General features: G+C 66.2%; 16 protein-coding genes and 2 rRNA genes. 2 read left to right on the top strand and 16 right to left on the bottom strand.

Annotated elements, in window-relative coordinates:
- The 3 genes from RIE08_17090 to tyrS form a co-directional block, all read right to left on the bottom strand.
- A 23S ribosomal RNA gene (locus tag RIE08_17090) occupies nt 1-2,784 on the bottom strand; the annotation flags it as partial.
- A 300-nt stretch (nt 2,785-3,084) separates the two neighbouring features.
- Nucleotides 3,085-4,609 (bottom strand): 16S ribosomal RNA (locus RIE08_17085).
- A gap of 355 nt (nt 4,610-4,964) precedes the next feature.
- Complete coding sequence (gene tyrS / locus RIE08_17080) at nt 4,965-6,242, bottom strand: tyrosine--tRNA ligase (protein ID MEQ8719326.1); 1,278 nt, start codon at nt 6,240-6,242, stop codon at nt 4,965-4,967.
- A gap of 176 nt (nt 6,243-6,418) precedes the next feature.
- On the opposite strand from tyrS, the gene RIE08_17075 reads away from it, so the two are divergent.
- Nucleotides 6,419-8,821: a transglycosylase domain-containing protein gene (locus RIE08_17075; GenBank protein ID MEQ8719325.1), complete on the top strand. Its 2,403-nt coding sequence runs from the start codon at nt 6,419-6,421 to the stop codon at nt 8,819-8,821.
- An 11-nt stretch (nt 8,822-8,832) separates the two neighbouring features.
- Complete coding sequence (locus RIE08_17070; protein MEQ8719324.1) at nt 8,833-9,357, top strand: hypothetical protein; 525 nt, start codon at nt 8,833-8,835, stop codon at nt 9,355-9,357.
- On the opposite strand, the gene RIE08_17065 is transcribed toward RIE08_17070, so the two are convergent.
- Genes RIE08_17065 through RIE08_17005 form a run of 13 tightly spaced genes read right to left on the bottom strand, consistent with a single transcriptional unit; the run spans nt 9,336 to nt 22,506 of the window.
- Nucleotides 9,336-9,884 (bottom strand): NUDIX hydrolase, encoded by a 549-nt coding sequence (locus RIE08_17065; GenBank protein MEQ8719323.1) that lies wholly within the window; start codon nt 9,882-9,884, stop codon nt 9,336-9,338. The genes RIE08_17070 and RIE08_17065 overlap by 22 nt on opposite strands.
- 26 nt (nt 9,885-9,910) lie before the next feature.
- On the bottom strand, nt 9,911-10,498 hold the full coding sequence (locus RIE08_17060; protein MEQ8719322.1) for a DNA-3-methyladenine glycosylase: 588 nt from the start codon (nt 10,496-10,498) through the stop codon (nt 9,911-9,913).
- Nucleotides 10,482-11,879 (bottom strand): argininosuccinate lyase, encoded by a 1,398-nt coding sequence (argH, locus tag RIE08_17055; protein ID MEQ8719321.1) that lies wholly within the window; start codon nt 11,877-11,879, stop codon nt 10,482-10,484. Before argH ends, RIE08_17060 begins: the two co-directional genes overlap by 17 nt.
- A 10-nt stretch (nt 11,880-11,889) precedes the next feature.
- Nucleotides 11,890-13,110 carry an argininosuccinate synthase gene (locus RIE08_17050; protein MEQ8719320.1) on the bottom strand — a complete coding sequence of 407 codons (1,221 nt, stop codon included), beginning with the start codon at nt 13,108-13,110 and terminating at the stop codon, nt 11,890-11,892.
- 10 nt (nt 13,111-13,120) lie between these two features.
- Entirely contained in the window at nt 13,121-13,597 is a 477-nt protein-coding gene (argR, locus tag RIE08_17045) for an arginine repressor (protein ID MEQ8719319.1), read from the bottom strand.
- Nucleotides 13,594-14,511: an ornithine carbamoyltransferase gene (locus RIE08_17040; GenBank protein MEQ8719318.1), complete on the bottom strand. Its 918-nt coding sequence runs from the start codon at nt 14,509-14,511 to the stop codon at nt 13,594-13,596. The genes argR and RIE08_17040 overlap by 4 nt, the downstream gene beginning before the upstream one ends.
- Complete coding sequence (locus RIE08_17035; GenBank protein ID MEQ8719317.1) at nt 14,508-15,713, bottom strand: acetylornithine/succinylornithine family transaminase; 1,206 nt, start codon at nt 15,711-15,713, stop codon at nt 14,508-14,510. The genes RIE08_17040 and RIE08_17035 overlap by 4 nt, the downstream gene beginning before the upstream one ends.
- Nucleotides 15,710-16,582 (bottom strand): acetylglutamate kinase, encoded by an 873-nt coding sequence (gene argB / locus RIE08_17030; protein MEQ8719316.1) that lies wholly within the window; start codon nt 16,580-16,582, stop codon nt 15,710-15,712. The genes RIE08_17035 and argB overlap by 4 nt, the downstream gene beginning before the upstream one ends.
- On the bottom strand, nt 16,582-17,745 hold the full coding sequence (gene argJ, locus RIE08_17025) for a bifunctional glutamate N-acetyltransferase/amino-acid acetyltransferase ArgJ (GenBank protein MEQ8719315.1): 1,164 nt from the start codon (nt 17,743-17,745) through the stop codon (nt 16,582-16,584). The genes argB and argJ overlap by 1 nt, the downstream gene beginning before the upstream one ends.
- On the bottom strand, nt 17,742-18,755 hold the full coding sequence (gene argC / locus RIE08_17020; protein MEQ8719314.1) for an N-acetyl-gamma-glutamyl-phosphate reductase: 1,014 nt from the start codon (nt 18,753-18,755) through the stop codon (nt 17,742-17,744). The genes argJ and argC overlap by 4 nt, the downstream gene beginning before the upstream one ends.
- A 37-nt stretch (nt 18,756-18,792) precedes the next feature.
- A complete protein-coding gene (locus tag RIE08_17015) occupies nt 18,793-21,159 on the bottom strand; it encodes a xanthine dehydrogenase family protein molybdopterin-binding subunit (GenBank protein MEQ8719313.1) in 2,367 nt (788 codons plus the stop codon).
- Nucleotides 21,156-21,629, bottom strand: a complete 474-nt coding sequence (locus tag RIE08_17010) for a (2Fe-2S)-binding protein (GenBank protein ID MEQ8719312.1) — start codon at nt 21,627-21,629, stop codon at nt 21,156-21,158. Before RIE08_17010 ends, RIE08_17015 begins: the two co-directional genes overlap by 4 nt.
- A gap of 1 nt (nt 21,630) precedes the next feature.
- Nucleotides 21,631-22,506, bottom strand: a complete 876-nt coding sequence (locus RIE08_17005) for a xanthine dehydrogenase family protein subunit M (GenBank protein ID MEQ8719311.1) — start codon at nt 22,504-22,506, stop codon at nt 21,631-21,633.
- Nucleotides 22,507-22,581 lie beyond the last annotated feature (75 nt).

Genomic DNA, 22,581 nt, shown 5'->3' with positions numbered 1-22,581 from the left:
CTCACGACGTTCTAAACCCAGCTCGCGTACCGCTTTAATGGGCGAACAGCCCAACCCTTGGGACCTGCTTCAGCCCCAGGATGCGATGAGCCGACATCGAGGTGCCAAACCTTCCCGTCGATATGGACTCTTGGGGAAGATTAGCCTGTTATCCCCGGGGTACCTTTTATCCGTTGAGCGACGGCGCTTCCACACGCAACCGCCGGATCACTAGCTCCTACTTTCGTACCTGCTCGACTTGTAAGTCTCGCAGTCAAGCTCCCTTGTGCGCTTGCACTCGACGACTGATGGCCGACCAGTCTGAGGGAACCTTTGAGCGCCTCCGTTACAATTTAGGAGGCGACCGCCCCAGTCAAACTACCCATCTGGCACTGTCCCTGACCCGGATAACGGGCCGAAGTTAGATTTCCAATATGAGAAGGGTGGTATTTCAAGGACGACTCCACACCAGCTAGCGCCGATGCTTCCTAGTCTCCCACCTATCCTACACAACTCAGACCAAAAACCAATACCAAACTGTAGTAAAGGTCCACGGGGTCTTTCCGTCCTTCTGTAGCTAACGAGCATCTTTACTCGTACTTCAATTTCGCTGGGTCTATGGTTGAGACAGTTGGGGAGTCGTTACTCCATTCGTGCAGGTCGGAACTTACCCGACAAGGAATTTCGCTACCTTAGGACCGTTATAGTTACGGCCGCCGTTTACTGGGGCTTAGGTTCAGAGCTTCGCCCGAGGGCTAACCCTTCCCCGTAACCTTCCAGCACCGGGCAGGAGTCACAGCGTATACAGCGCCTTACGGCTTCGCACGCTGCTGTGTTTTTAGTAAACAGTCGCTTCCCACTGGTTTGTGCCACCCCTTCGAGCTCAGGGAGTAAATCCCGTCACCCTATTGGGGTCGTCCTTCTCCCGAAGTTACGGACGCATTTTGCCGAGTTCCTTAACCATAGTTCTCCCAATCGCCTTGGTATTCTCTACCTGTCCACCTGTGTTGGTTTGGGGTACGGGCACCACACGTACTAGCTAGCGGCTTTTCTTGGCAGCATAGGATCGGTGACTTCGCCTGATTCGGCTCGGCGTCGCGTCTCAGGATTGATGAGGACCGGACTTACCTGGGCCTCTCCCTACACGCTTACCCCAGGATAACCATCACCTGGGATCACTTACCTTCCTGCGTCCCCGCATTGCTTGCCGCCACAACCTGGGTCGGTTCGTCTGCCGGCCGTTTTACGGGCTAGCAGCATCCCCTTAGCAAAGTTGCTTTGGCATGGGCGCATAATGTGGTGGTACTGGAATATCAACCAGTTGTGCATCGACTACGCCTTTCGGCCTCGTCTTAGCTCCCGACTCACCCTGGGAGGATTAGCCTTCCCCAGGAACCCTTGGACTTCCGGCGGAGGGGTTTCTCACCCCTCTCTCGCTACTCATGCCTACATTCGCACTCGACCACGCTCCACGACGGTTTCCACCGCCGCTTCTCTGCAAGATCGACGCTCCGCTACCACTCGTACTTGCGTACGAATACACAGCTTCGGCTCTGTACTTGAGCCCCGTTACATTGTCCGCGCAGGATCACTCGACCAGTGAGCTGTTACGCACTCTTTCAAGGGTGGCTGCTTCTAAGCCAACCTCCTGGCTGTCTGTGCAATCCCACATCGTTTACCACTTAGTACAGAATTAGGGGCCTTAGCTGGTGTTCTGGGCTGTTTCCCTCTCGACCACCGAAGCTCATCCCCCGGGGTCTCACTGCCGCACTCTGGAACCATGGCATTCGGAGTTTGGTTGGGGTCGGTAACCTTGTGGGGCCCCTAACCCATCCAGTGCTCTACCTCCATGGCTGAACATGCGACGCTGCACCTAAATGCATTTCGCGGAGAACCAGCTATCACCGAGTTTGATTGGCCTTTCACCCCTAACCACAGGTCATCCCCTCCGTTTTCAACCGAAGTGGGTTCGCGCCTCCACGGAGTCTTACCTCCGCTTCACACTGCCCATGGCTAGATCACTCGGCTTCGGGTCTACAGCATGCGACTGAACGCCCTGTTCAGACTCGCTTTCGCTCCGGCTTCCCCTCACGGGTTAACCTTGCCACACACCGTAACTCGTAGGCTCATTCTTCAAAAGGCACGCCATCGCGGCCACTGTTCCGAAGAACAGAGACGACGCTCTGACTGCTTGTAAACCAACGGTTTCAGGTACTATTTCACTCCCCTCCCGGGGTACTTTTCACCTTTCCCTCACGGTACTAGTTCACTATCGGTCACTGACATATACGTAGCCTTACGAGGTGGTCCTCGCAGATTCACGCCGGCTTTCCCGGATCCGGCGCTACTCGGGAGACACGATCGGAGGCAAGATGCGTTTCGTGTACGGGGCCATTACCCTCTACGGCCGACCTTTCCAGGGTCGTTCCACTACACACTTGCTTTGTAACTCCGTGAGGACTCTGACGCGTCCTCAATCGGTTCCCACAACCCCGGGGTGGCAACGCCGTCAGGCTTTCCACCACACCGGTTTAGGCTCATCCCGTTTCGCTCGCCGCTACTCAGGGAGTCGCTGTTGCTTTCTCTTCCTCTGGTTACTTAGATGTTTCAGTTCACCAGGTTCCCTCTACCTGCCCTATGTGTTCAGACAGGAGTAACACCCCATGACGGGTGCTGGGTTTCCCCATTCGGTCATCCGCGGATCGACGCTTAGTCGGCAGCTCCCCGCGGCTTATCGCAGCCTCTCACGACCTTCATCGGTAGTCAGTGCCAAGGCATCCACCGTTGGCTCTTAGTAGCTTGGAATTTCTACATTTCAAGAAATTGATAAATATCATCTATTTAAAGATGCTCGTGCTCGCTATGCAATTCTCAAGAGGCGTACATGACGAATGCCCCACACCGAGGTGAGGGGCAGAGCGTCTGTGAAGTAGATGGTCTTGTCGACCACGCCTTCAAAGCGGAAGAGACGAACACCGACACTGCGCTCCTACTCACCTGCAAGCAGGTTTTCATGAGGGCAGTGAACGAATAGCGAGTGCCTAACTGGGAACCTACTCGAGTCGCCGGCTCATATGAGCCAGATCATCGAGAGGAGCTCCTTAGAAAGGAGGTGATCCAGCCGCACCTTCCGGTACGGCTACCTTGTTACGACTTCACCCCAATCGCCAACCCCACCTTCGGCAGCTCCTTCCCCGAGGGGTTAGGCCACTGACTTCGGGTGTTGCCGACTTTCGTGGTGTGACGGGCGGTGTGTACAAGGCCCGGGAACGTATTCACCCCGGCGTTGCTGATCCGGGATTACTAGCGACTCCAGCTTCATGAAGTCGAGTTGCAGACTTCAATCCGAACTGAGACCAGCTTTATGGGATTCGCTCGACCTCGCGGTCTCGCAGCCCTCTGTACTGGCCATTGTAGCATGTTTGCAGCCCTGGATATAAGGGGCATGATGACTTGACGTCATCCCCACCTTCCTCCGAGTTGACCCCGGCAGTCTCCTACGAGTCCCCACCATTACGTGCTGGCAACATAGGACGAGGGTTGCGCTCGTTGCGGGACTTAACCCAACATCTCACGACACGAGCTGACGACAGCCATGCACCACCTGTGTATCGCCCCGAAGGACACCATATCTCTATGGCTTTTCGATACATGTCAAACCCAGGTAAGGTTCTTCGCGTTGCCTCGAATTAAGCAACATGCTCCGCCGCTTGTGCGGGCCCCCGTCAATTCCTTTGAGTTTTAGCCTTGCGGCCGTACTCCCCAGGCGGGGCACTTAATGCGTTAGCTACGGCACGGAGCCCGTTGATAGAGCCCCACACCTAGTGCCCAACGTTTACGGCGTGGACTACCAGGGTATCTAATCCTGTTTGCTCCCCACGCTTTCGCTCCTCAGCGTCAGTTCCGGCCCAGAGCGCCGCCTTCGCCGCTGGTGTTCCTCCCGATATCTGCGCATTTCACCGCTACACCGGGAATTCCACGCTCCTCTACCGGACTCTAGTCATGGCAGTATCAGATGGCGTCTCCGGGTTGAGCCCTGAGTTTTCACATCCGACTTACCAAACCGCCTACGAGCTCTTTACGCCCAATAATTCCGGACAACGCTTGCCCCCTACGTGTTACCGCGGCTGCTGGCACGTAGTTGGCCGGGGCTTCTTCTGCAGGTACCGTCATTTTCGTCCCTTCTGAAAGAGGTTTACAACCCTAAGGCCGTCTTCCCTCACGCGGCGTGGCTGCGTCAGGCTTTCGCCCATTGCGCAAGATTCCCCACTGCTGCCTCCCGTAGGAGTCTGGGCCGTGTCTCAGTCCCAGTGTGGCTGATCGTCCTCTCAGACCAGCTACCCGTCGTTGCCTTGGTGAGCCGTTACCTCACCAACTAGCTGATAGGCCGTGAGACCCTCCCGAAGCGCCTGAACTTTCCTCAACTGACCATGCGATCAAAGGAGGTCATTCGGTATTAGCCACGGTTTCCCGTGGTTGTCCCGAGCTTCGGGGCAGGTTCCTCACGTGTTACTCACCCGTTCGCCACTCGATCATGTGTCGGTGCAAGCACCGACGGATCGCGTTCGACTTGCATGTGTTAGGCCCGCCGCCAGCGTTCGTCCTGAGCCAGGATCAAACTCTCCGTCAAAATCTCGGGCCCTGCGGAGCGAACTCCGTGGTGCCGTCGACTCAGTGCGTGGCCGGCATGTTCTCGCGCCGACCCAGCGAATTCGAAGAGCCGGACGCCCTGAGGGCGAACCCTCTCACGTCCGACAATCCAAGCAATTCTGTTTACGGGGTCACGTCTCGACACACGAGATTGCGTCCGACGTGCCCGCACTGGCTTTTCGTCTTCTCTTCCGTTTTCAAGGAACGACATGGCCGGCGTACCGGCCGCAGCCGAAATTCCACCCGGAGGTGTGCTTCGGTGCCGCTGCCCCTGTCGGAGGCGAATACTGCCTCTCAGGAGCGAAGAGCTACGCTACCGACGCCGCAGCGGAACGTCAACCGCCTCGAGCAGATTTCTCGATCGTCACGAGGTGGCGGGCCTTCTTGCCCCGCTGCAGGAGCAGGTAGCGCCCGCCGATGGTGGCATCACGGCTGACCACGCCGCCCTGAACCTTCTCCCGGTTGATCGAGACCGCACCCTGGGCGAGCTGGCGGCGTGCATCGGAGCGGGACGGGCTCAGTCCCGTGAGCGTCAACAGATCGACGACCGCCTCGTCCCCGTCGAGGACCTCGGCGGAAAGCGTCGTCTCGGGCACGACACCATGCAGGGCCCCGAGCATCTCGGCCGAGAGTTCCCCCGAGCCGAAGAGCGCCTGGCCGGCGAGGGCGGCGGCACGTGTGGCGCCGGCACCGTGGACGACGGTCGTCACAGCGTCGGCGAGGCGGCCCTGGGCGACCCGTGCCGCCGGATCGCGGGTGTGCTCGACCATGACCGCTTCGATCTCCTCCGGCGACAGGAAGGTCAGTTGCAGGAGCATCCGGGCCACGTCGGCATCGTCGACCCGCAGGAAATACTGATGGAACTCGTAGGGCAGGGTCCTCTCCGGGTCCAGCCAGACCGTCCCTTCGGCCGTCTTGCCGAACTTCGCGCCATCGGCCCGGGTGATGAGTGGCCAGGTCAGGCCGTGTGCGGACGCGCCGCTGCGGCGCCGGACGAGGTCGATGCCCGCCGTGATGTTCCCCCACTGGTCCGATCCACCGACCTGCATCGTGACCCCCTCGTTCTCGTGGAGCCACCAGAAGTCGAACGCCTGGAGCAGCATGTAGGTGAACTCGGTGAACGAGATCCCCGTCTCCGCGGCCATGCGGGCCCGCACCGACTCCTTGGCCACCATCTGGTTGACGGTCACGTGCTTGCCGACGTCGCGCAGGAACTCGATCAGCGAAACCGGCGACGTCCAGTCGAGGTTGTTGACCAGACGCGCCCCGTCGTCGAAATCCACCAGGCGCTCGAGTTGTGAGCGGATCCCGGCGACGTTGGCCTCCAGCGTCTCGACGTCGAGAAGGTTCCGCTCGTCGGAGCGACCGCTCGGGTCCCCGACCATCCCGGTGGCGCCGCCGACGAGGAGGAACGGCGTGTGTCCGGCCATCTGGAACCTCCGCATGGCCAGGACACCGATCAGGTTGCCGACGTGGAGGCTCGATGCCGTCGGATCGATTCCGTGGTACACCCCGACGCCCCCGTCGAGGTGGTTCCGCAGTTCGGTCGGATCGGTGCTGTCGTGGACGAGACCCCGCGAGGTGAGGTCGCCGAGCACGTCGGAGGCTGACACGTTGAACTCCCGTGTGGTGTTTGGCGGGTGCCGCATCAGCGGCACGGGCGGACCGTAGTCTGGACGTCAGCGGCCGACGCGGAACAATGCAGAACAATGCGGAACAACGAGGTCCGGCGGCCGCCGGTCGTACCCACGACCCGATCTCACCCGTCGTCGTGAAGGACACTCTACGCGTGCGAACCCGGCTGCTGTCCCTGGTACTGCTCATCGGCCTGGTGGCCGGTGCGTGCAGTTGGGACACGCGCGATCTCGAGGTCACGGTCCCCGAGCAGGCGCAGTCCTCGTTCATCTACGCGGCCGACGGGACGCTGCTCACGTCCTTCCAGGGGCTCGAGTTCAGAATCAACGTCGAGACGATCGACGAGATCCCCCAGATGGTCCAGGACGCCGTCGTCGCCATCGAGGACGAGCGCTTCTGGCAGCACAGTGGTGTGGACTTCCAGGCGATCCTGCGTGCCGCCCGGTCCAACATCAACGTCGGCGGTGTCTCCGAGGGTTTCTCGACGATCACCCAGCAGTACGTGGGCATCACGTTCCTGGACCGCTCCGACCGCACGGCGTCACGCAAGACCGAGGAGATGGCCCTCGCCTGGCAGTTCGAACGCCAGTACACGAAGGAGTTCATCCTCGTCCAGTACCTCAACTCGGTGTTCTTCGGTGAGCGTGCCCGCGGCATCGTCGCCGCCGCCGAGGTCTACTTCGACAAGACACTCGACGAGTTGACGCTCGCCGAGTCGGCGCTGCTGGCCGGACTCATCCAGGCCCCGACGTCGTTCAACCCGTACCTGAACCCCGAGGACTCGGTGGAGCGGCGTCAGGCCGTGCTCGAGCGCATGCTCGCCAACGAGTGGATCAGCGAGAAGGAATACGACGAGGCCCGCACCGAGCCGCTGCGTCTCGCCGACCGCAGCCAACCCGAAGAGGTCAGGTACCCCGCGGGTCACTTCGTCGCAGACGTCCGCCAGTGGTTCGTCAACAACCCGCTGTTCGGCGACACGTTCGAGGAGCGCGAGGAACTTCTGCTCAACGGCGGCCTGACCATCAGGACCACGATCGATCTCGATCTACAGGCCAAGGCCGAAGCCGCCGTGGCGGAGGTGCTCGCCGACGAGGGCCCCGACGGACCCACCGCTTCGGTGATCCTCATCGAGAACGCCACGGGCTACGTCAGGGCGATGGTCGGCGGCGAGGACTTCTTCGGGGATGCCCCCGACGCGGAGTTCAACCTCGCAACCCAGGGCGGACGCCAGGCCGGGTCCGCGTTCAAGCCTTTCGTTCTCGCGGCCGCCCTCACCCAGGGCTTCCCGATGAGCAAGACATACCCGGCGCCGCCGGTCATCGAGATCCCGCTTCCCAACCTTCCCGAACCATGGCGGGTCAAGGGAGGTGGCAGCGGCGGGCCTGTGACACTGGACCAGGCGACGATCAGCTCCTACAACACCGTCTACGCCCAGCTCATGATGGATGTGGGCCCCGAGAACGGCGTCGCCATGGCGAACAATCTCGGCGTCGAGGCCGAGTTGCTGCCGGTCCCGGCCGCGGTACTCGGCACCGAGAACGTGACGGCCCTCGACATGGCGACGGCCTACTCCACCTTCGCCCGACGAGGCGTCCTTCTCGAGCCGACGCTGGTGACCGAGATCGTGCGTGCGGACGGGACGATCCTCTATGAGCACTCCGTCGACTCCCGCCGGGTCATCACCGCCGACGTCGCCGACCAGGTGACCCAGGCGCTCACCGGCGTCATCGAGCGCGGCACCGGAACCGCCGCCCAACTCGAAGGCCGGCCCGCAGCGGGTAAGACGGGCACCGCCGAGAACGCAGCCGATGCCACCTTCTCCGGCTTCACCCCCCAGTACACCGCGTCGGTATGGGTCGGCTTCCCTGAGGAGCAGATCCCGATGCTGCCGCCGACGACACTCATCCAGGTGTTCGGAGGGTCGTACCCGGCGAGGATCTGGCAGCGCGTCATGACCGCGGCCACCGAGGGGCTGCCCGTCGTCGAGTTCGTCCCCCCGGTGGCGACCACCGTCCCGACCTCCATCCCCACCGAGTCGGTGATGCCCGACCTCGTCGGGATCGACATCGTCTCGGCCCGGTCCCTGCTCGAGCAACTGTTCCTGGTGGCCAACGTCACCACGTTCACCAACACGGGCGAGGAACCCGGAACCGTCCTGAACCAGTCACCCGCGCCCGGCACGATCGTGCCGACGAACGTGCCAGTGGCACTCGAGGTGGCGGCGAGCGGGCTCACTCCCACTCCGGGAGACGGACCCGGAGGAGGCGGCGGCGGGGGCAGCGACGACGGTGGCGGCGGCCTCGGCGATCCCAGCGATGACGACGACTTCCAGGGGTCCGACCCGGACAACCTGATCAAGGTTCCCAACGTCGTCGGGCTCAGTGCAGGTGAAGCGACTTCGCTGCTACGAAGTGTCGGCTTCGCCGTGACCGAGATCATCCAGCCGGGAACCGGCGCCTCCGCCGACCTCGACTCCGGCACGGTGTGGCGTCAGGAGCCGATCGGCGGCCTCGAGATCTCCGACGCCAACCAGGCCACGATCTTCGTGCAGCCATGAGCCAACCAGACATGACCCAACCAGAGGAGCGTTTCTGGACCCTCGGTCGTGCCATGGCGACCCTCGTGCTGGTCGTCATGGCCGGTGCGTGGGTATGGGGCTTCTCCCCCCTGGCTCCCCGGGGCCACCCGGACCGCATGGAGGACCGGACGTTCCCGGAGGCGGCCCAGACGGTGTGCGGGGCCGTTCGCGACCAACTCGATCTGCTCCCACGCGCCTTCGAGGCGCAGGACCCGGCCGAACGCGGGACCTTCATCGACGAGGCGTCGGTACTGCTGCGCACGATGGTCGACGACCTCGAAGACATCGCGCCCGTTGTGGTCGCCGGCGACGGCGACGCCGGCAACGTGCAGATGTGGCTCGCCGACTGGCGGACCTACATCGGTGACCGGGACACCTACGCCGACGTGCTGCGAACCGGCGAGGACCCGGCGTTCACCGTCACCGCGATCGACGGGGCTCAGGTCACCGAACGCATCGACGGTTTCGCCGATGCGAACGACATGGAGAACTGTCAGGTCCCCCAGGACGTGTAGCGCTCCCGGGCGGCCGCGAGCAGCCTCACCATGCCGACGTCGGGTTCGAGTGCCGCCATCTCCGTGGGCGTGAACCAACCCAGCGCCGTGGACTCGTGGTTGCCCACGGGCTCCGAGTCCGGTGGCGCCACCACCAGGAAGCGGACGTCGAGATGCAGATGGGCGTCCTCGGCCGGAGGGTCCACCTCGTGGACATCGAGGTCGACCGGGACGGGATCGACCCGCAGTCCCCAGATCCCCGTCTCCTCGGTGGCCTCCCGCAGGGCAACCGCGGCCATGTTGGCGTCGCCGTCGGCGTGGCCACCCGGTTGCAGCCAACGGCCGAGCTTGCGGTGCCGGAGCAGACATGTCCGCTCCCCCGCCGCGTCGAGGACCAGGGCCGAACCGGTCAGGTGACCGGGCCGACAGGTGCGGTCGAGCACGTCGGACCTGCTGTCGATGATCGCGAGAATGCGGTCGCGGTGCGGGCCCGGCGGGCACCCGGCGACCACCGCGCGCGCCACCGCGGGGTCGGTCGCGGACCGCATGGAGTCGTGAGTCGCGTCCAGCAGCGTCATGCCCGTGGGCCGGGCCTGGCCCGCGAGACGTTCTCGTCGCCCTCGACGTACCACCGCCAGGGGAGATCCGCTCCGTGGGTGAGACCGATCCTTGCGCTGTTGGCGATGCTCCCGGGCCGGAATCCATCATCGTCGATGACGACCGGCGAGGCGTCGGCCACGAGGTCCGTGCCGTCGAGGCCGCCGTCGATGCCCAGGGCGGCGGTGAGCTTCGCCGGCCCCGAACACAGGTCACGCCGGCGGCGTGCCGCGGGTCGACGGGACCACATCCGCGCCTCGCCCTCCACCGGATCCAGCGCCCTGATGAGAACCGCCTCGCTCACCCCGACTGCTCCGCAGACGACGTTGGCCGCCCAGTGCATCCCGTAGCTGAAGTAGACGTAGAGGTGGCCGGCCGGGCCGAACATGACCTCGGTGCGTGGCGTCGGACCGCGGTAGCCGTGGCTGCCCGGATCATCGGTGCCCCTGTACGCCTCGACCTCCACGATCCGCCCGGCGGTCGGGCCGTGACGCAGCACCCTGCCGAGTAGATCGACTGCGACCTCCCGGCTGTCACGGCCGAACCATTCACGATTCGGACTCATCGAGCCCCAGGCGGCCCACGTCGGCCGACAGGCGGGCGCCGAAACGGGCGATCTGTTCGAGTACCGGCTGCGCGCCGCCGCTGCCGGGTGTCGACCGACGCGACAGGGCCACACCCGGCTCCAGCAACTGCGCCGCGGTCGGACCGAGGGCGGGCTCGGCCTCCACCAACTCCGCCAACGTCGCCTCACCGGCCAGGGCCCGTCGCACGAGGTCCCCCACCACGCCGTGTGCGTCCCGGAAGGGCATCCCGTTCACGACGAGCTGGTCGGCGAGGTCCACCGCCGCCGAGTAGGGCGAATCCGCAGCCTGGGCCATCCGCTCCGTGTCGAAACGGAGGGTCGCGATCGTGCCCTCCAGGGCCCGCATCGTCAGCGTGACCGTGTCGACGGCGTCGAACAGCGGTTCCTTGTCCTCCTGCAGATCCTTGTTGTAGGCGAGCGGGAGACCCTTGAGGACCGCGAGCAGACCCGTGAGGTCACCGATCAGGCGCCCGGCCTTGGCGCGGGCGAGTTCGGCCACGTCGGGGTTCTTCTTCTGCGGGAGCATCGACGAGCCGGTCGAGTAGGCGTCGTCGAGGGCGACGAAACCGAACTCGTCGGTCGCCCACGTGATGATCTCCTCGCCCATGCGAGAGAGGTGGATGCCCAGCAGCGACAGCACGAACAGCGCCTCGGCGACGAAGTCGCGGTCGCTGACGGCATCCAGGGAGTTCTCGAAGCGGCCGGCGAAGCCCAGCTCCGCGGCGACGAAGTCCGGATCGAGCGGCAGTGACGAACCGGCGAGGGCACCCGCCCCCAGCGGCGAGACGTCGAGGCGGGCCCGACAGTCGATGATCCGGTCCACATCGCGGCTCAGCGCCCAGCCGTGGGCCAGCAGGTGGTGGGCGACGGTGACCGGCTGGGCCCGCTGGAGGTGTGTGTATCCCGGCATCCGTGCATCGCCGAGCTCGTCGGCGCGTGACAGCAGCACCGTCTGAAGGGCGATGATCCTCTCCCCCACGGCCACGAGTGCGCCCTTCGTCCACAGACGCAGATCGGTTGCGACCTGGTCGTTGCGACTCCGACCGGTGTGCAACTTCGCCCCGGCCGGGCCGGCGAGTTCGGTCACGCGCCGCTCGACCGCGGTGTGGATGTCCTCGTCGGTCTCCGCGAACGCGAAGGTCCCCTCCTCGAGCTCGCGTCCGGCGACGTCGAGCGCGGCGAGGACGGCCTCGCCCTCGCCCTCGCTCAACAGGCCGACCTTCATCAACCCGCGGACGTGGGCGCGCGAACCCGCCACGTCCTCGGCCGCGAGGCGCTGGTCGAAGGGCAGGGAGTCGTTGAGGAGCCGCAGGGCCTCCGAGGCGTCGCCGGAGAATCGTCCGTGCCAGAGCGTGCTCACGGTGGCGATCCTAAGACAGGGTCCGGCCGCGGGCGGCTGCCGTGCGCAGCCTGAGGGCATTGAGCTTGATGAACCCCTCGGCGTCGCCCTGATGGTACGCGCCCTCGTCCTCTTCGAAGGTGACGATCGCCTCGTCGAACAGCGAGTCGTCGGAGCGTCGGCCGGTCACCGTCACATTCCCCTTGTAGAGGTCCAGGCGGACGACGCCGTTGACGACCGTCTGGGAGTCGTCGATGGCCGCCTGGAGCATCTTGCGCTCCGGGCTCCACCAGTAGCCGTTGTAGACGAGGCTCGCATAGCGCGGCATCAGTTCATCCTTGAGGTGCGCCACCTCACGGTCGAGCGTGATGGACTCGATCGCCCGGTGCGCCCGCAACATGATCGTCCCGCCCGGTGTCTCGTAGCAGCCGCGTGACTTCATCCCGACGTAGCGGTTCTCGACGATGTCGAGGCGGCCGATGCCGTTGGCGCCACCGACGCGGTTGAGCTCGGTCAGCATCTCCGCGGGGCTCAGGCGCTTCCCGTCCAGTGCCACCGGGTCGCCGTTCGCGAACGTCAACTCGATCGTGGTCACCTCGTCGGGTGCCGCCGCGGGGCTGACGGACCAGCGCCACATGTCCTCCTCGGAGGCCGTCCACGGATCCTCCAGAGGACCGCCCTCGTAGGAGATGTGCAACAGGTTCGCGTCCATCGAGTACGGCGACCCACCGGTGCGCTTCATCTCGATCGGGATCCCGCGACTCTCGGCGTAGGCGAGGAGGCTCTCGCGTGAATTCAGGTCCCATTCCCGCCACGGGGCGATGACCTTGATCCCCGGCTTCAGTGCGTAGGCACCCAGCTCGAAACGGACCTGGTCGTTGCCCTTGCCGGTCGCGCCGTGCGACACGGCGTCGGCACCGGTGGCGTCGGCGATCTCGACGAGTCGTTTCGCGATCAGCGGGCGGGCGATCGACGTGCCGAGCAGGTACTCGCCCTCGTAGATCGCGTTGGCACGGAACATCGGGTAGACGAAGTCGCCGACGAACTCCTCGCGCAGGTCCTCGATGAAGATCTCGTTCACACCCATGGCCTCGGCCTTGGTGCGGGCCGGCTCGAGCTCCTCACCCTGACCGAGGTCGGCTGTGAAGGTGACGACCTCACAGCCGTAGGTCTCGGTCAGCCACCGCAGGATGACCGACGTGTCGAGACCTCCCGAGTACGCGAGAACGACCTTGTCGATGTTCGTGGTCACTGGGGTCCTCCTAGAGGCCGGAAAGCTCACGCAGCCGGTCCGAGACAGCGTCGACGGGATGGCCGGCTGCGACGACGATCATGATGGTGTCGTCACCGGCGACGGTACCGATGATGCCCTCGACACCGGATCTGTCGAGGGCCGACGCGACGACGTGGGCCGACCCGGGCGGGGTCCGCAGAACGACGAGTGGAGCGGACACCGCGACGTCGACGACCCAGTCGCCGAAGACCCGCGCGAGATGGTCGTCGGGGGCGATCTGCTGGCTCGGGAGTTCGGGCACGGCGTAGACGGTCTGTCCGCCGGGCATCCGCACCTTGATCGCGCCGAGATCCTCGAGATCCCGGGAGACAGTCGCCTGTGTCGCGCGGACGCCCTCGTCGGCGAGCAGGTCGACCAGTTGCGTCTGGCTCGTGACGGCCTGTGAGCCGAGCAGAGCGGCGATGCGGTGCTGACGTTGGGCCTTGCCCAGCCGCTGCTCACTCACGTCCTCTGCTCCACCGTGGCGCCGGCCTCCATGAGAAACTCGAGAACGCCACGGGCGGCGGCCATCCGGTTGCGGGCCTGGGGCCACACGCGACTCGCCTGACCCTCCAGCACGGACGCCTCGACCTCTTCGCCCCGGTGGGCGGGGAGGCAGTGCATGAACACCGCCCCGCTGCCCGCGCGGCTCATGAGAGCGTCGTCCACGCCGAACCCGGCGAAGTCGGCCCGGCGCCGTGCGCTCTCGGCCTCCTGGCCCATCGAGGTCCACACGTCCGCGTAGACGACGTCGGCGCCCTCCACCGCCCGGGCGGGATCCCCCGAGATGTCGACCCGGTCGCCGGCGGCCCCGATGCGGGCCAGATCCTCGTCGCCGAAGCCGTAGCCGTCGGGGTGCGCGAGGCGGAAGGAACCGCCGGTGGCGAGAACTCCGATGGCCAGGGATCGCGCCACGTTGTTGGCATCACCCACGTAGGCGACGCTGCGACCGGCGAGCTCGCCGAATTCGTCGCCGATGGTCAACAGGTCGGCCAGCGCCTGTAGCGGGTGCGAGGTGTCCGAGAGCATGTTGACCACCGGGACGTCGACGACCGCCGTCATCCGTTCGAGCTTCGAGTGCTCGAAGACCCGTGCACCGATCACGGCGTGGTAGCAGGCGAGCGTGCGGGCGACGTCCTCGGTGGTCTCGCGTGTGTCGAGGCCGACCTCGTCGGGGCGGATCGTGACCGGGTGACCGCCGAGACCGACGACGGCCATCTCCATCGAGTTGCGCGTCCGTGCCGACGGCTTCTCGAAGACCAGTGCCACACCGCTGCCTGCGAGGACCTGCGCCGGTTGCGGAGCGCGGGCCAGGGTCAGCACCACCTCGATCTCCCCCGGGGTCAGGTCATCGATCTCCAGCAGGTGTCGGGTGGTCATGAGAGGGCTCCAAGTGCCTCGCCGAGGAGGGTGGCGATGCGGTCGACGTCGGTGGCTTCGATGGTGAGGGCGGGCGCGCAGCGCACGGCCGTCTTCGTGGACGGCCCGATGACGAGGCCGACCCCGAGTGCGGCCGAGACCACGTCGGACGCGGGCCGGTCACCGAGTAGGTCCGGGTCGATCTCGGCCGCGATCAGCAGACCGCGGCCGCGTACCGAGGCGACTCCCTCGAGCGCCGACAGCGCCGCGCTCAGCTGTGCGCCCTTCTCGCGAGCCAGCCGCGGGGCGTCGATCTCCTTCATCACCCGCAGAGTCGCCTTCGCAGCAGCGGTGACCAGCGGCTGACCCCCGAATGTGGTGGCGTGGTCGCCCGGCCTGAACGCCGCCGCGACCTCCCGCTTCGCCCAGCACGCACCGATGGGCACGCCGTTGCCGAGCGCCTTGGCCATTGTGACCACGTCAGGCACGATCCTGTCGTGTTGATGGGCGAACCAGTCACCCGTCCGCCCGAGGCCGGTCTGCACCTCGTCGACCATGAGGAGGATCTGACGCTCGTCGCACAGCGCCCGCAGGTCCCGCAGGTACCCGTCGGGGGGGACGTTGACGCCACCCTCGCCCTGTATGGCCTCGACCATGACCGCCGCGGTCCACTCGTCGATGGCGGCGTCCAGGGCGTCGACGTCTTCGAACTCGACGTGGCGGAACCCCTCGGGCAACGGCTGGAACACCTCGTGCTTCTCGGGCTGGCCCGTGGCGTGCAGCGTGGCGAGTGTGCGTCCGTGGAAGGACCGCATCGCCGTGATCACGCCGTAGCGACCATGGCCCGCCCACCTGCGGGCGAGCTTGAACGCGCACTCGTTGGCCTCTGCACCGGAGTTGGCGAAGAAGACCTGGCCCCCGCCACCCATGAGGCCGTCGAGGGTCCGAGCGACATCGCCGTTGTGTTCGGTGGCGTACAGGTTCGAGACGTGGAGGAGCTTGCCGGCCTGCTCGGCGATGGCGGCCGTCACCGCCGGATGGGAGTGACCCAGGCTCGTCACAGCCAGGCCGCTGAGCGCGTCCAGGTACTCGTTGCCGTCGCGATCCCACAGGGTGGACCCGTCGCCGCGGACGAACATCACCTGCGGCGGGCCGTATGTCGGCATCAACGGGCACTGTGCCTCATCGGCGCCGGCGCCGACCGCGCTGATGTGGGTGCTCATGGCGTCTCTCCGATCGTGATCATCGTGCCGATACCCGCGTCGGTGAAGAGTTCCAGCAACAGCACGTGGGGCCGCGTGCCGTCCACGAGGTGGGCCGAGGCGACGCCACCGGTGACAGCCGCGACAGCGGCTTCCAGCTTCGGAATCATGCCGCCCAGCGCGGTGCCTTCGGCGATCATCGCCCCGACCTCGGCCGCGGTCGCGCGCGCCACGAGCGAGGACGGGTCCTCCGGGTCCGATCGAAGCCCGTCCACGTCGGTCAACATGATGAGCTTCTCGGCGCCGAGAGCGGCCGCTATGCCCCCGGCGACGGTGTCGGCGTTGATGTTGTAGGCCTGACCGGCCGCGTCGGAACCGATCGTGGAGATGACGGGGATCAGCGACTCTGCCAGGAGCCGGTCGATCAGCGTGGGGTCCACCGACTCGATGTCGCCGACGAAGCCGAGCTCGGGGTCACGCGCCGACGCCCTGATGAGGCCGCCGTCCTCGCCCGACACGCCGACGGCGAGCGAGCCGTGGACGTTGATGGACGACACGATGTCCCGGTTGATCTTGCCGACGAGGACCATGCGGGCGATGTCGAGCGTCTCGGAGTCGGTGACCCGCAGGCCCTTCTTGAACGTGGCCTCCTTGCCCAGTCGGGCCATGAGCTCGCCGATCTGGGGGCCGCCGCCGTGGATCACCACCGGGCGGATCCCGACCGAGTGCATCAGGACGATGTCGGCCGCGAACAGACGCGCGAGGGCCGGGTCGGTCATGGCGTGGCCGCCGTACTTCACCACCACCGTGCGCTTGGCGAACCGCTGGATGTAGGGAAGGGCCTGGGTGAGGACCTCCGCCGTCGCCTCGGGGTCAGAGCGTGGATCCATCAGCTCGTCCCCATGTTCTCGTCGACGTAGGCGTGTGTGAGGTCGTTCGTGATGATCTCGGCGGCGCCCGAGCCCAGACCGAGGTCCACGTTGAGGGCGAGGGTCCGCCGCTTCATGTAGGCGACCAGCTCCTCGGAGGCCGGGCCGGCCGGCTCGCCGTGTCGGTACACCACGTGGTCGCCGTAGGCGATCGTGAGCCGGTTCGGGTCGAAACCGATCCCCGCCGCGCCGAACTCGGACGCGATCCGCCCCCAGTAGGGGTCCTCGCCGTACCAGGAGCACTTGACGAGTTGACAGTTGGCGCAGTCGCGGGCGGCCGAGGCGGCCTCGGCGTTGCTGAGGGCGCCGGTCACGGTGAGTATCACCGTCTTGGTGGACCCCTCCGCATCGTTCGCCATCTGAAAGGCCAGGTCCCGACAGGCCGCGGTCAGGGCGACGTCGAGTCGGTCGAGGTCGGTGACCCCCGACCGCCCGTTGGCCAGCACGAGGACCGTGTCGTTGGTGGACTCGGCACCGTCCACGGTGAGCCGGTTGAACGACGCGGCCACCGCCCGACGCAGGCTCGCCCGCAGGTCCTGGGACTTCGCCGCGTGGTCGGTCGTCAGAATCGCGAGCATCGTGGCCATGTTCGGCTCGAGCATCGCCGCGCCTTTGGCGATCCCGCCGACGGCGAAGCCCTCACCGGAGATCAGCGTCGTCTTGGCGACGGTGTCGGTCGTCATCATCGCCCTCGCCGCGGCCGGCCCACCGTCGGGCGTCACCGCGGCCGCGACCCTCGGTATCCCCGCGCTGATGACGTCCATCGGCAGGTGGTAGCCGATGAGCCCGGTGGAACAGACCAGGACCTCCTCGGCCGGACAGCCCACGGCGTCCGCCGTCTCGCCGCACATCCGCACGGCGTCTTCCATCCCCTGTCGCCCCGTGGCGGCGTTGGCGTTGCCACTGTTGACGATCACCGCTGCCGCGTGACCGGCGGTGGCGTCGAGGTGCTCGCGGCTCACGAGCACCGGCGCGGCGGTCATCTTGTTGGAGGTGAACACGCCGGCAGCCGGCACCGGCCCGGCGTCGTCGGTCACGATCAGCGCGAGATCGGGGTCGCCGGACTTCTTGATGCCCGCGGCGATTCCCCCCGCCGAGAACCCCTCGATGTCGGTGACGCTCACGGTGTCACCCCCACGAGGGGCAGGCCGGCGGTCTCCTCGAGACCGAGCGCCACGTTGGCGCACTGCAGGGCCTGACCCGAGGCTCCCTTCACCAGGTTGTCGATGGCGGCGATGACCACCACGTGGCCCGTGCGGGCGTCGTGACGGGCGGTGATGTGTACGCAGTTCGAGCCGAGCGTCGCCTTGGTCGACGGCGGCCGCTGCGACACGACGACGAACGGTTCGTCGGCATAGGCGTCCTCCAGCGCCGCCAGCAGCGTCGCCGTGTCGGTCGGCCCGGAGGGTCTCGCGTAGCAGGTGGCCAGGATCCCCCGGTTCATCGGCGCGAGGTGCGGCGTGAACAGGACCGTCGCGCCGAGGGCCGCGTCGATCTCCGCGACGTGGCGGTGCCCATCGAGCCCGTACGCGGTGAAGTCCTCGTCGACGGTGCAGAACGTGGTGTTGGCCTTGGGGGGACGACCCGCCCCGCTGACACCGCTCGCGGCGTCGACGATGATTCCGTCCCGCTCGATCAGCCCGCCGTGGACGAGCGGGTGCAGGGCCATGATGGCCGCGGTCGGATAGCAACCCGGGGCGGCGACGGCATCCGCACCGGCGATGTCGGCGCGATAGAGCTCGGGCAGCCCCGTCGCGAACCGTCCGAGGAGTTCGGGGGCCCTGTGGCGCGCGCCGTACCACGTCTCGTAAGCGTCGGCATCGATCCGAAAATCCGCCGACAGGTCGACGAGTACCTTCGCCTTCCCCAGCAGGTCCGGCACGACGTCCTGGGTGAGGCCGTGGGGCAGGGCCAGGAACACCACATCCACCCCGTCGGCCATCGCCGGGTCGTAGGCTTCGTACACCTCGGTCGGATAGGCGGCCGCCAGCCCCGGGTAGAGGTCGGCGACCTTCTCACCCGCCTGGGAGTCGCCGGTCACGACGGACACCGTGAGATCCGGGTGTTGCGCGATCAGGCGGAGGAGCTCGGCTCCCGTGTAGCCCGACGCGCCGATGATGACTGCGGTATGCACCGCATGATCATACGGATACCCGCATGATCATGCAACTCTATTCCGCAGGAATGGTCCCCAGCAGTTCGAGGACCCGGGTCGGGGTCAAGGGGGTAGTCGTGACCTTCTGTCCCCCCGCGGCGATGATCGCGTCCTCGACCGCGTTGGTGAGCGCCGCAGGTGCGAGGACGGTGCCGCCTTCGCCTACACCGCGGGAACCGATCAGCTTGTCGGTCTCGAACTCGAGATGGTCGAGCTCGAAGTCGGGCATCTCGGCCGCCGTCGGCATGAGGTAGTCCATGAACGTGCCCGTGAGGCACTGACCCTCGTCGTCATAGACCACGTGCTCATAGAGCATGCCGCCCAGACCCATCGTGATGGCACCGCGGACCTGACCCTCGACCACGGCCGGGTTGATCATCTTCCCGCAGTCCTCGACGGACAGGTACCGGCGGATGTCGATCTGGCCGGTGTCGGGGTCGATCTCCACCCAGCAGCAGTGCGTCGCCTGGGAGAATCCACCGCCTTCACCGTCGTAGACAACCGATGCCTGCAGGTCCGTGTCGGTCCCCTCCGGCAATGCACCGGGGGCCATGTAACAGGTCATCGCCAGCTGCGAAAGCGGCAACTGGGCCTCGGGTGAGCCCTTGACGGAGATGATGGCATCTTTGATCTCGAGATCGGCGGGGCTCGCCTCCAACATGTCGGCTGCGATGTCGAGGATCTTCGCCCGGACCTCCTGGGATGCCATGACGACACCACCGCTGGCCATCGTCGCTGCCCGCGACCCGCCCGTGCCGATCATCGTGAACGGCGTGGTCTGCGTGTCCCCGAATACGAGGCGGACGTCGTCGAAGGGAACACCGAGCTCGTCCCCCACGAGTTGCGCCAGGGTCGTCTCGTGCCCCTGACCATGGGGCATCTGCGGCGTGTACACGGTGACGTGACCGTCGGGCTCCACCTTGATGCGTGTGGGCTCCGGACCGAACGGGAATCCGACACTCGCCCAGTACTCCGGTGTCCCCGGTGCCGGCTCGATGAACGAGGTGATACCGAAACCGACGATGCGGCCTTCGGCGCGCTCGGCCTCCAACTGGGCGTGCACCGCCTCGGGGTCCGACAGCTCGACCGCCCGCTTGAACGTCTCGTGGACGGTGACGTTCTCGAGCGTGTAGCCGGTCGCCATCTCGTAGGGCTGCTCGGCGAGTGTGACCATGTTGCGCTCGCGGACGGCCACCTGGGTGATCCCGAGCTCGCGCGCGACCAGGTCCATCAGGCGTTCCCGCACCAGCGTCTCCATGGCCCACGGACCTCGGATCGACACGTACGACGCCTTGTTGGTGACCGCCACCGTCTCGTCGAACTCGTAGGCGGGAACCCGGTAGGGCGCCGGGAGGGTGGTGCGCATCAGACCGGTGAAGACCAGCGGTGGGGGCATGATCGGATAGGCGCCCTGGTCGAGAACGACCGAACCGCGCATGCCGAGGATCTCACCGTCGGCCCGCACGGCGATCTCGATGCTGACCGTCTCGTCGCGACCGTGACCCGCGCTGATCAGGTTCTCGTTGCGGTCCTCGATCCACTGGACGGTGCCACCGACCCGGCGGGCCGCAGCGCACAGAGCGAAGTCCTCGCGGTAGGGCGACCACTTGAGGCCGAATCCGCCGCCGACGTCGTTGCCGAGCACACGCATCAGATGTTGGGGCTGGTTGATCGCCGCCGCGACCAGGAACTTCAGCAGGTGCGGCGTCTGACATGCCGCCTCGTAGGTCAGCATCTGCGACGCCGGCTCGAAGGTGGCCACGCCACCGCGGGTCTCCATGGGGACCGGCGCCCAACGGTGCTGGGCGAACGTCTCGGAGATCACATGATCGGCCTGCGCGAATGCGGCCTCGACGTCACCGGACGACGTGTGGTTCCGGTAACGGATGTTGCCGGGAACGTCATCGAAGAGCTGCGGTGCGCCGTCGGCGAGAGCCTGCGTGCTACTCGTCACGGCGGGGAGCTGGTCGTAGTCGACGACGATCAACTGGGCCGCGTCCTCGGCGATGGCACGGCTCTCGGCGATGATCATCACGACGGGCTCGCCGACGTGCCTGACGGTGTCCACCGCCAGGACCGGGTACGTGGGTGTCACCAGACCCGGGACCTCCGCCCCGTAGTTGCAGGGGTTGGTGATCTCGGCCATCTCCGCGCCGGTGATGACGTCCGCAACACCCTCGAGTGCCCTGGCATCGTCCACGTCGATCGAGACGATGGTCCCGTGCGCGACCGGACTCCGCAGGAACACGGCGTGCAACAGGCCCCGGGGATTCACGTCGTCGACGTACCGGCCGCGTCCGGTGAGGATGCGCAGATCCTCCTTGCGCTTGACCCGGGAGCCGACCAGGCCGCCCATCACGCTCGTGCTCGCGGTCGCGGTCATCGTGCACCCCCTGCGGCGCGGACGACGGCGTCCACGATCGTCTCGTATCCCGAACATCGACAGATGTTGCCCGACAGGTACTCGCGGATCTCGGTACGGGTACCGCCGTCCGGGTTCTCGTTGAGGTACCCGACCATCGACATCAGGAAGCCGGGCGTGCAGAAGCCGCACTGGAAGGAGTGACACTCCCATGCCGCCTCCTGGACCGGATGCATGACGCCGTCGGTCTCGAGGCCCTCGACGGTGGTGATCTCAGATCCCTCGGCCTGCACGGCGAGAACCAGACAGGACCTCACGGCCTCACCGTCGAGCAGAACCGTGCAGGCACCGCAGACACCGTGCTCGCACCCCAGGTGCGTCCCGGTGAGGCCCAGCTCGTCGCGCAGGAAGTCTGCGAGCGAGCGCCTCGATTCGGTGGCGCCGTGGCGGGCCCGGCCGTTGACGGTGACGTTGACCTCGCTGAGCCCCATGTCAGTTCCTCGCTCGTTCGATGGCGGTTCCGAGTGCCCGTCGTGCGAGCACTCCGGCGACGTGTCGGCGGTACGCCGAGGAGGCGTGCACGTCGGAGGGGGGATCCAGTTCCGCCGCGGCCGCCGAGGCTGCGGCTGCGATGGCGTCCTCCGACGGCGAGACGCCGTTCAGGGCGTGCTCGGCCGACGTGGCCCGCACCGGCGTGGAGGCGACACCGGAGAAGGCGATCCTCACATCTGCGAGGTGATCCCCGTCGAGCGTGACCGAAGCGCCCACACCGACCATCGCGAAGTCCCCGTGGCGACGGCTCAGCTCCTGGAACGAGGTGCCGGAGCGTTCCGCCGGGACCGGCAGGTCCACGTGGGTAAGGATCTCGCCGGTGCGCACGTCGGTGGTCAAGAACCCCTGGAAGAAGTCCGCGGCCGCGACGCTGCGCTCGCCGTTCGGACCTGCGAGGTGCATCGTGGCGTCGAGAGCGAGCGCGATGGCCGGGAACTCCGCGGCCGGATCGGCATGGACGAGGCTCCCGCCCAGCGTGCCGCGGTTGCGGATCTGCGGGTGGCCCCACTGCGGCAACGCCTCCGCGAGCAGGGGACAGTCGGTGGCGACCACGTCGGAGCGCTCGGCCGCACGCTGACGGGTCATCGCGGCGATCCGTAGGGATCCGTTGACCCGCTCGATACCCGACAGGGCCGGGTTCAGCCGGTTGAGGTCCACCACGTGGTCCGGCTGGGCCAGGCGCAGCGCCAGCATCGGGAAGAGGCTCTGTCCTCCCGCCAGAATCCTGACCTCGCCATCAGCGTCGAGGTCGCCCAACAGGCGCACCGCCTCCTCGACAGACGACGGCGCGTGATACTCGAACTGCGCAGGCTTCATCCGGTCCCCCCTGGACGTTTCGGAGCAGAACCTACGACCAACGGCGATCTCCCGCAATCCGGCTCAGACCCGATG

This window comes from Acidimicrobiales bacterium, from assembly GCA_040219085.1.
Lineage (GTDB): Bacteria > Actinomycetota > Acidimicrobiia > Acidimicrobiales > JAVJTC01 > JAVJTC01.
This window is presented reverse-complemented; position numbering and strand designations above follow the sequence as displayed.

Coding starts and splice junctions, on each gene's coding strand:
- RIE08_17005 (MEQ8719311.1), bottom strand. CDS start 22,506: ATGAAGCCTGCGCAGTTCGAGTATCACGCGCCGTCGTCTGTCGAGGAG.
- RIE08_17065 (MEQ8719323.1), bottom strand. CDS start 9,884: ATGCGGTCCGCGACCGACCCCGCGGTGGCGCGCGCGGTGGTCGCCGGG.
- RIE08_17015 (MEQ8719313.1), bottom strand. CDS start 21,159: ATGACCGCGACCGCGAGCACGAGCGTGATGGGCGGCCTGGTCGGCTCC.
- RIE08_17040 (MEQ8719318.1), bottom strand. CDS start 14,511: ATGACCACCCGACACCTGCTGGAGATCGATGACCTGACCCCGGGGGAG.
- RIE08_17010 (MEQ8719312.1), bottom strand. CDS start 21,629: ATGGGGCTCAGCGAGGTCAACGTCACCGTCAACGGCCGGGCCCGCCAC.
- argB (MEQ8719316.1), bottom strand. CDS start 16,582: ATGGATCCACGCTCTGACCCCGAGGCGACGGCGGAGGTCCTCACCCAG.
- RIE08_17060 (MEQ8719322.1), bottom strand. CDS start 10,498: ATGAGTCCGAATCGTGAATGGTTCGGCCGTGACAGCCGGGAGGTCGCA.
- RIE08_17035 (MEQ8719317.1), bottom strand. CDS start 15,713: ATGAGCACCCACATCAGCGCGGTCGGCGCCGGCGCCGATGAGGCACAG.
- RIE08_17070 (MEQ8719324.1), top strand. CDS start 8,833: ATGACCCAACCAGAGGAGCGTTTCTGGACCCTCGGTCGTGCCATGGCG.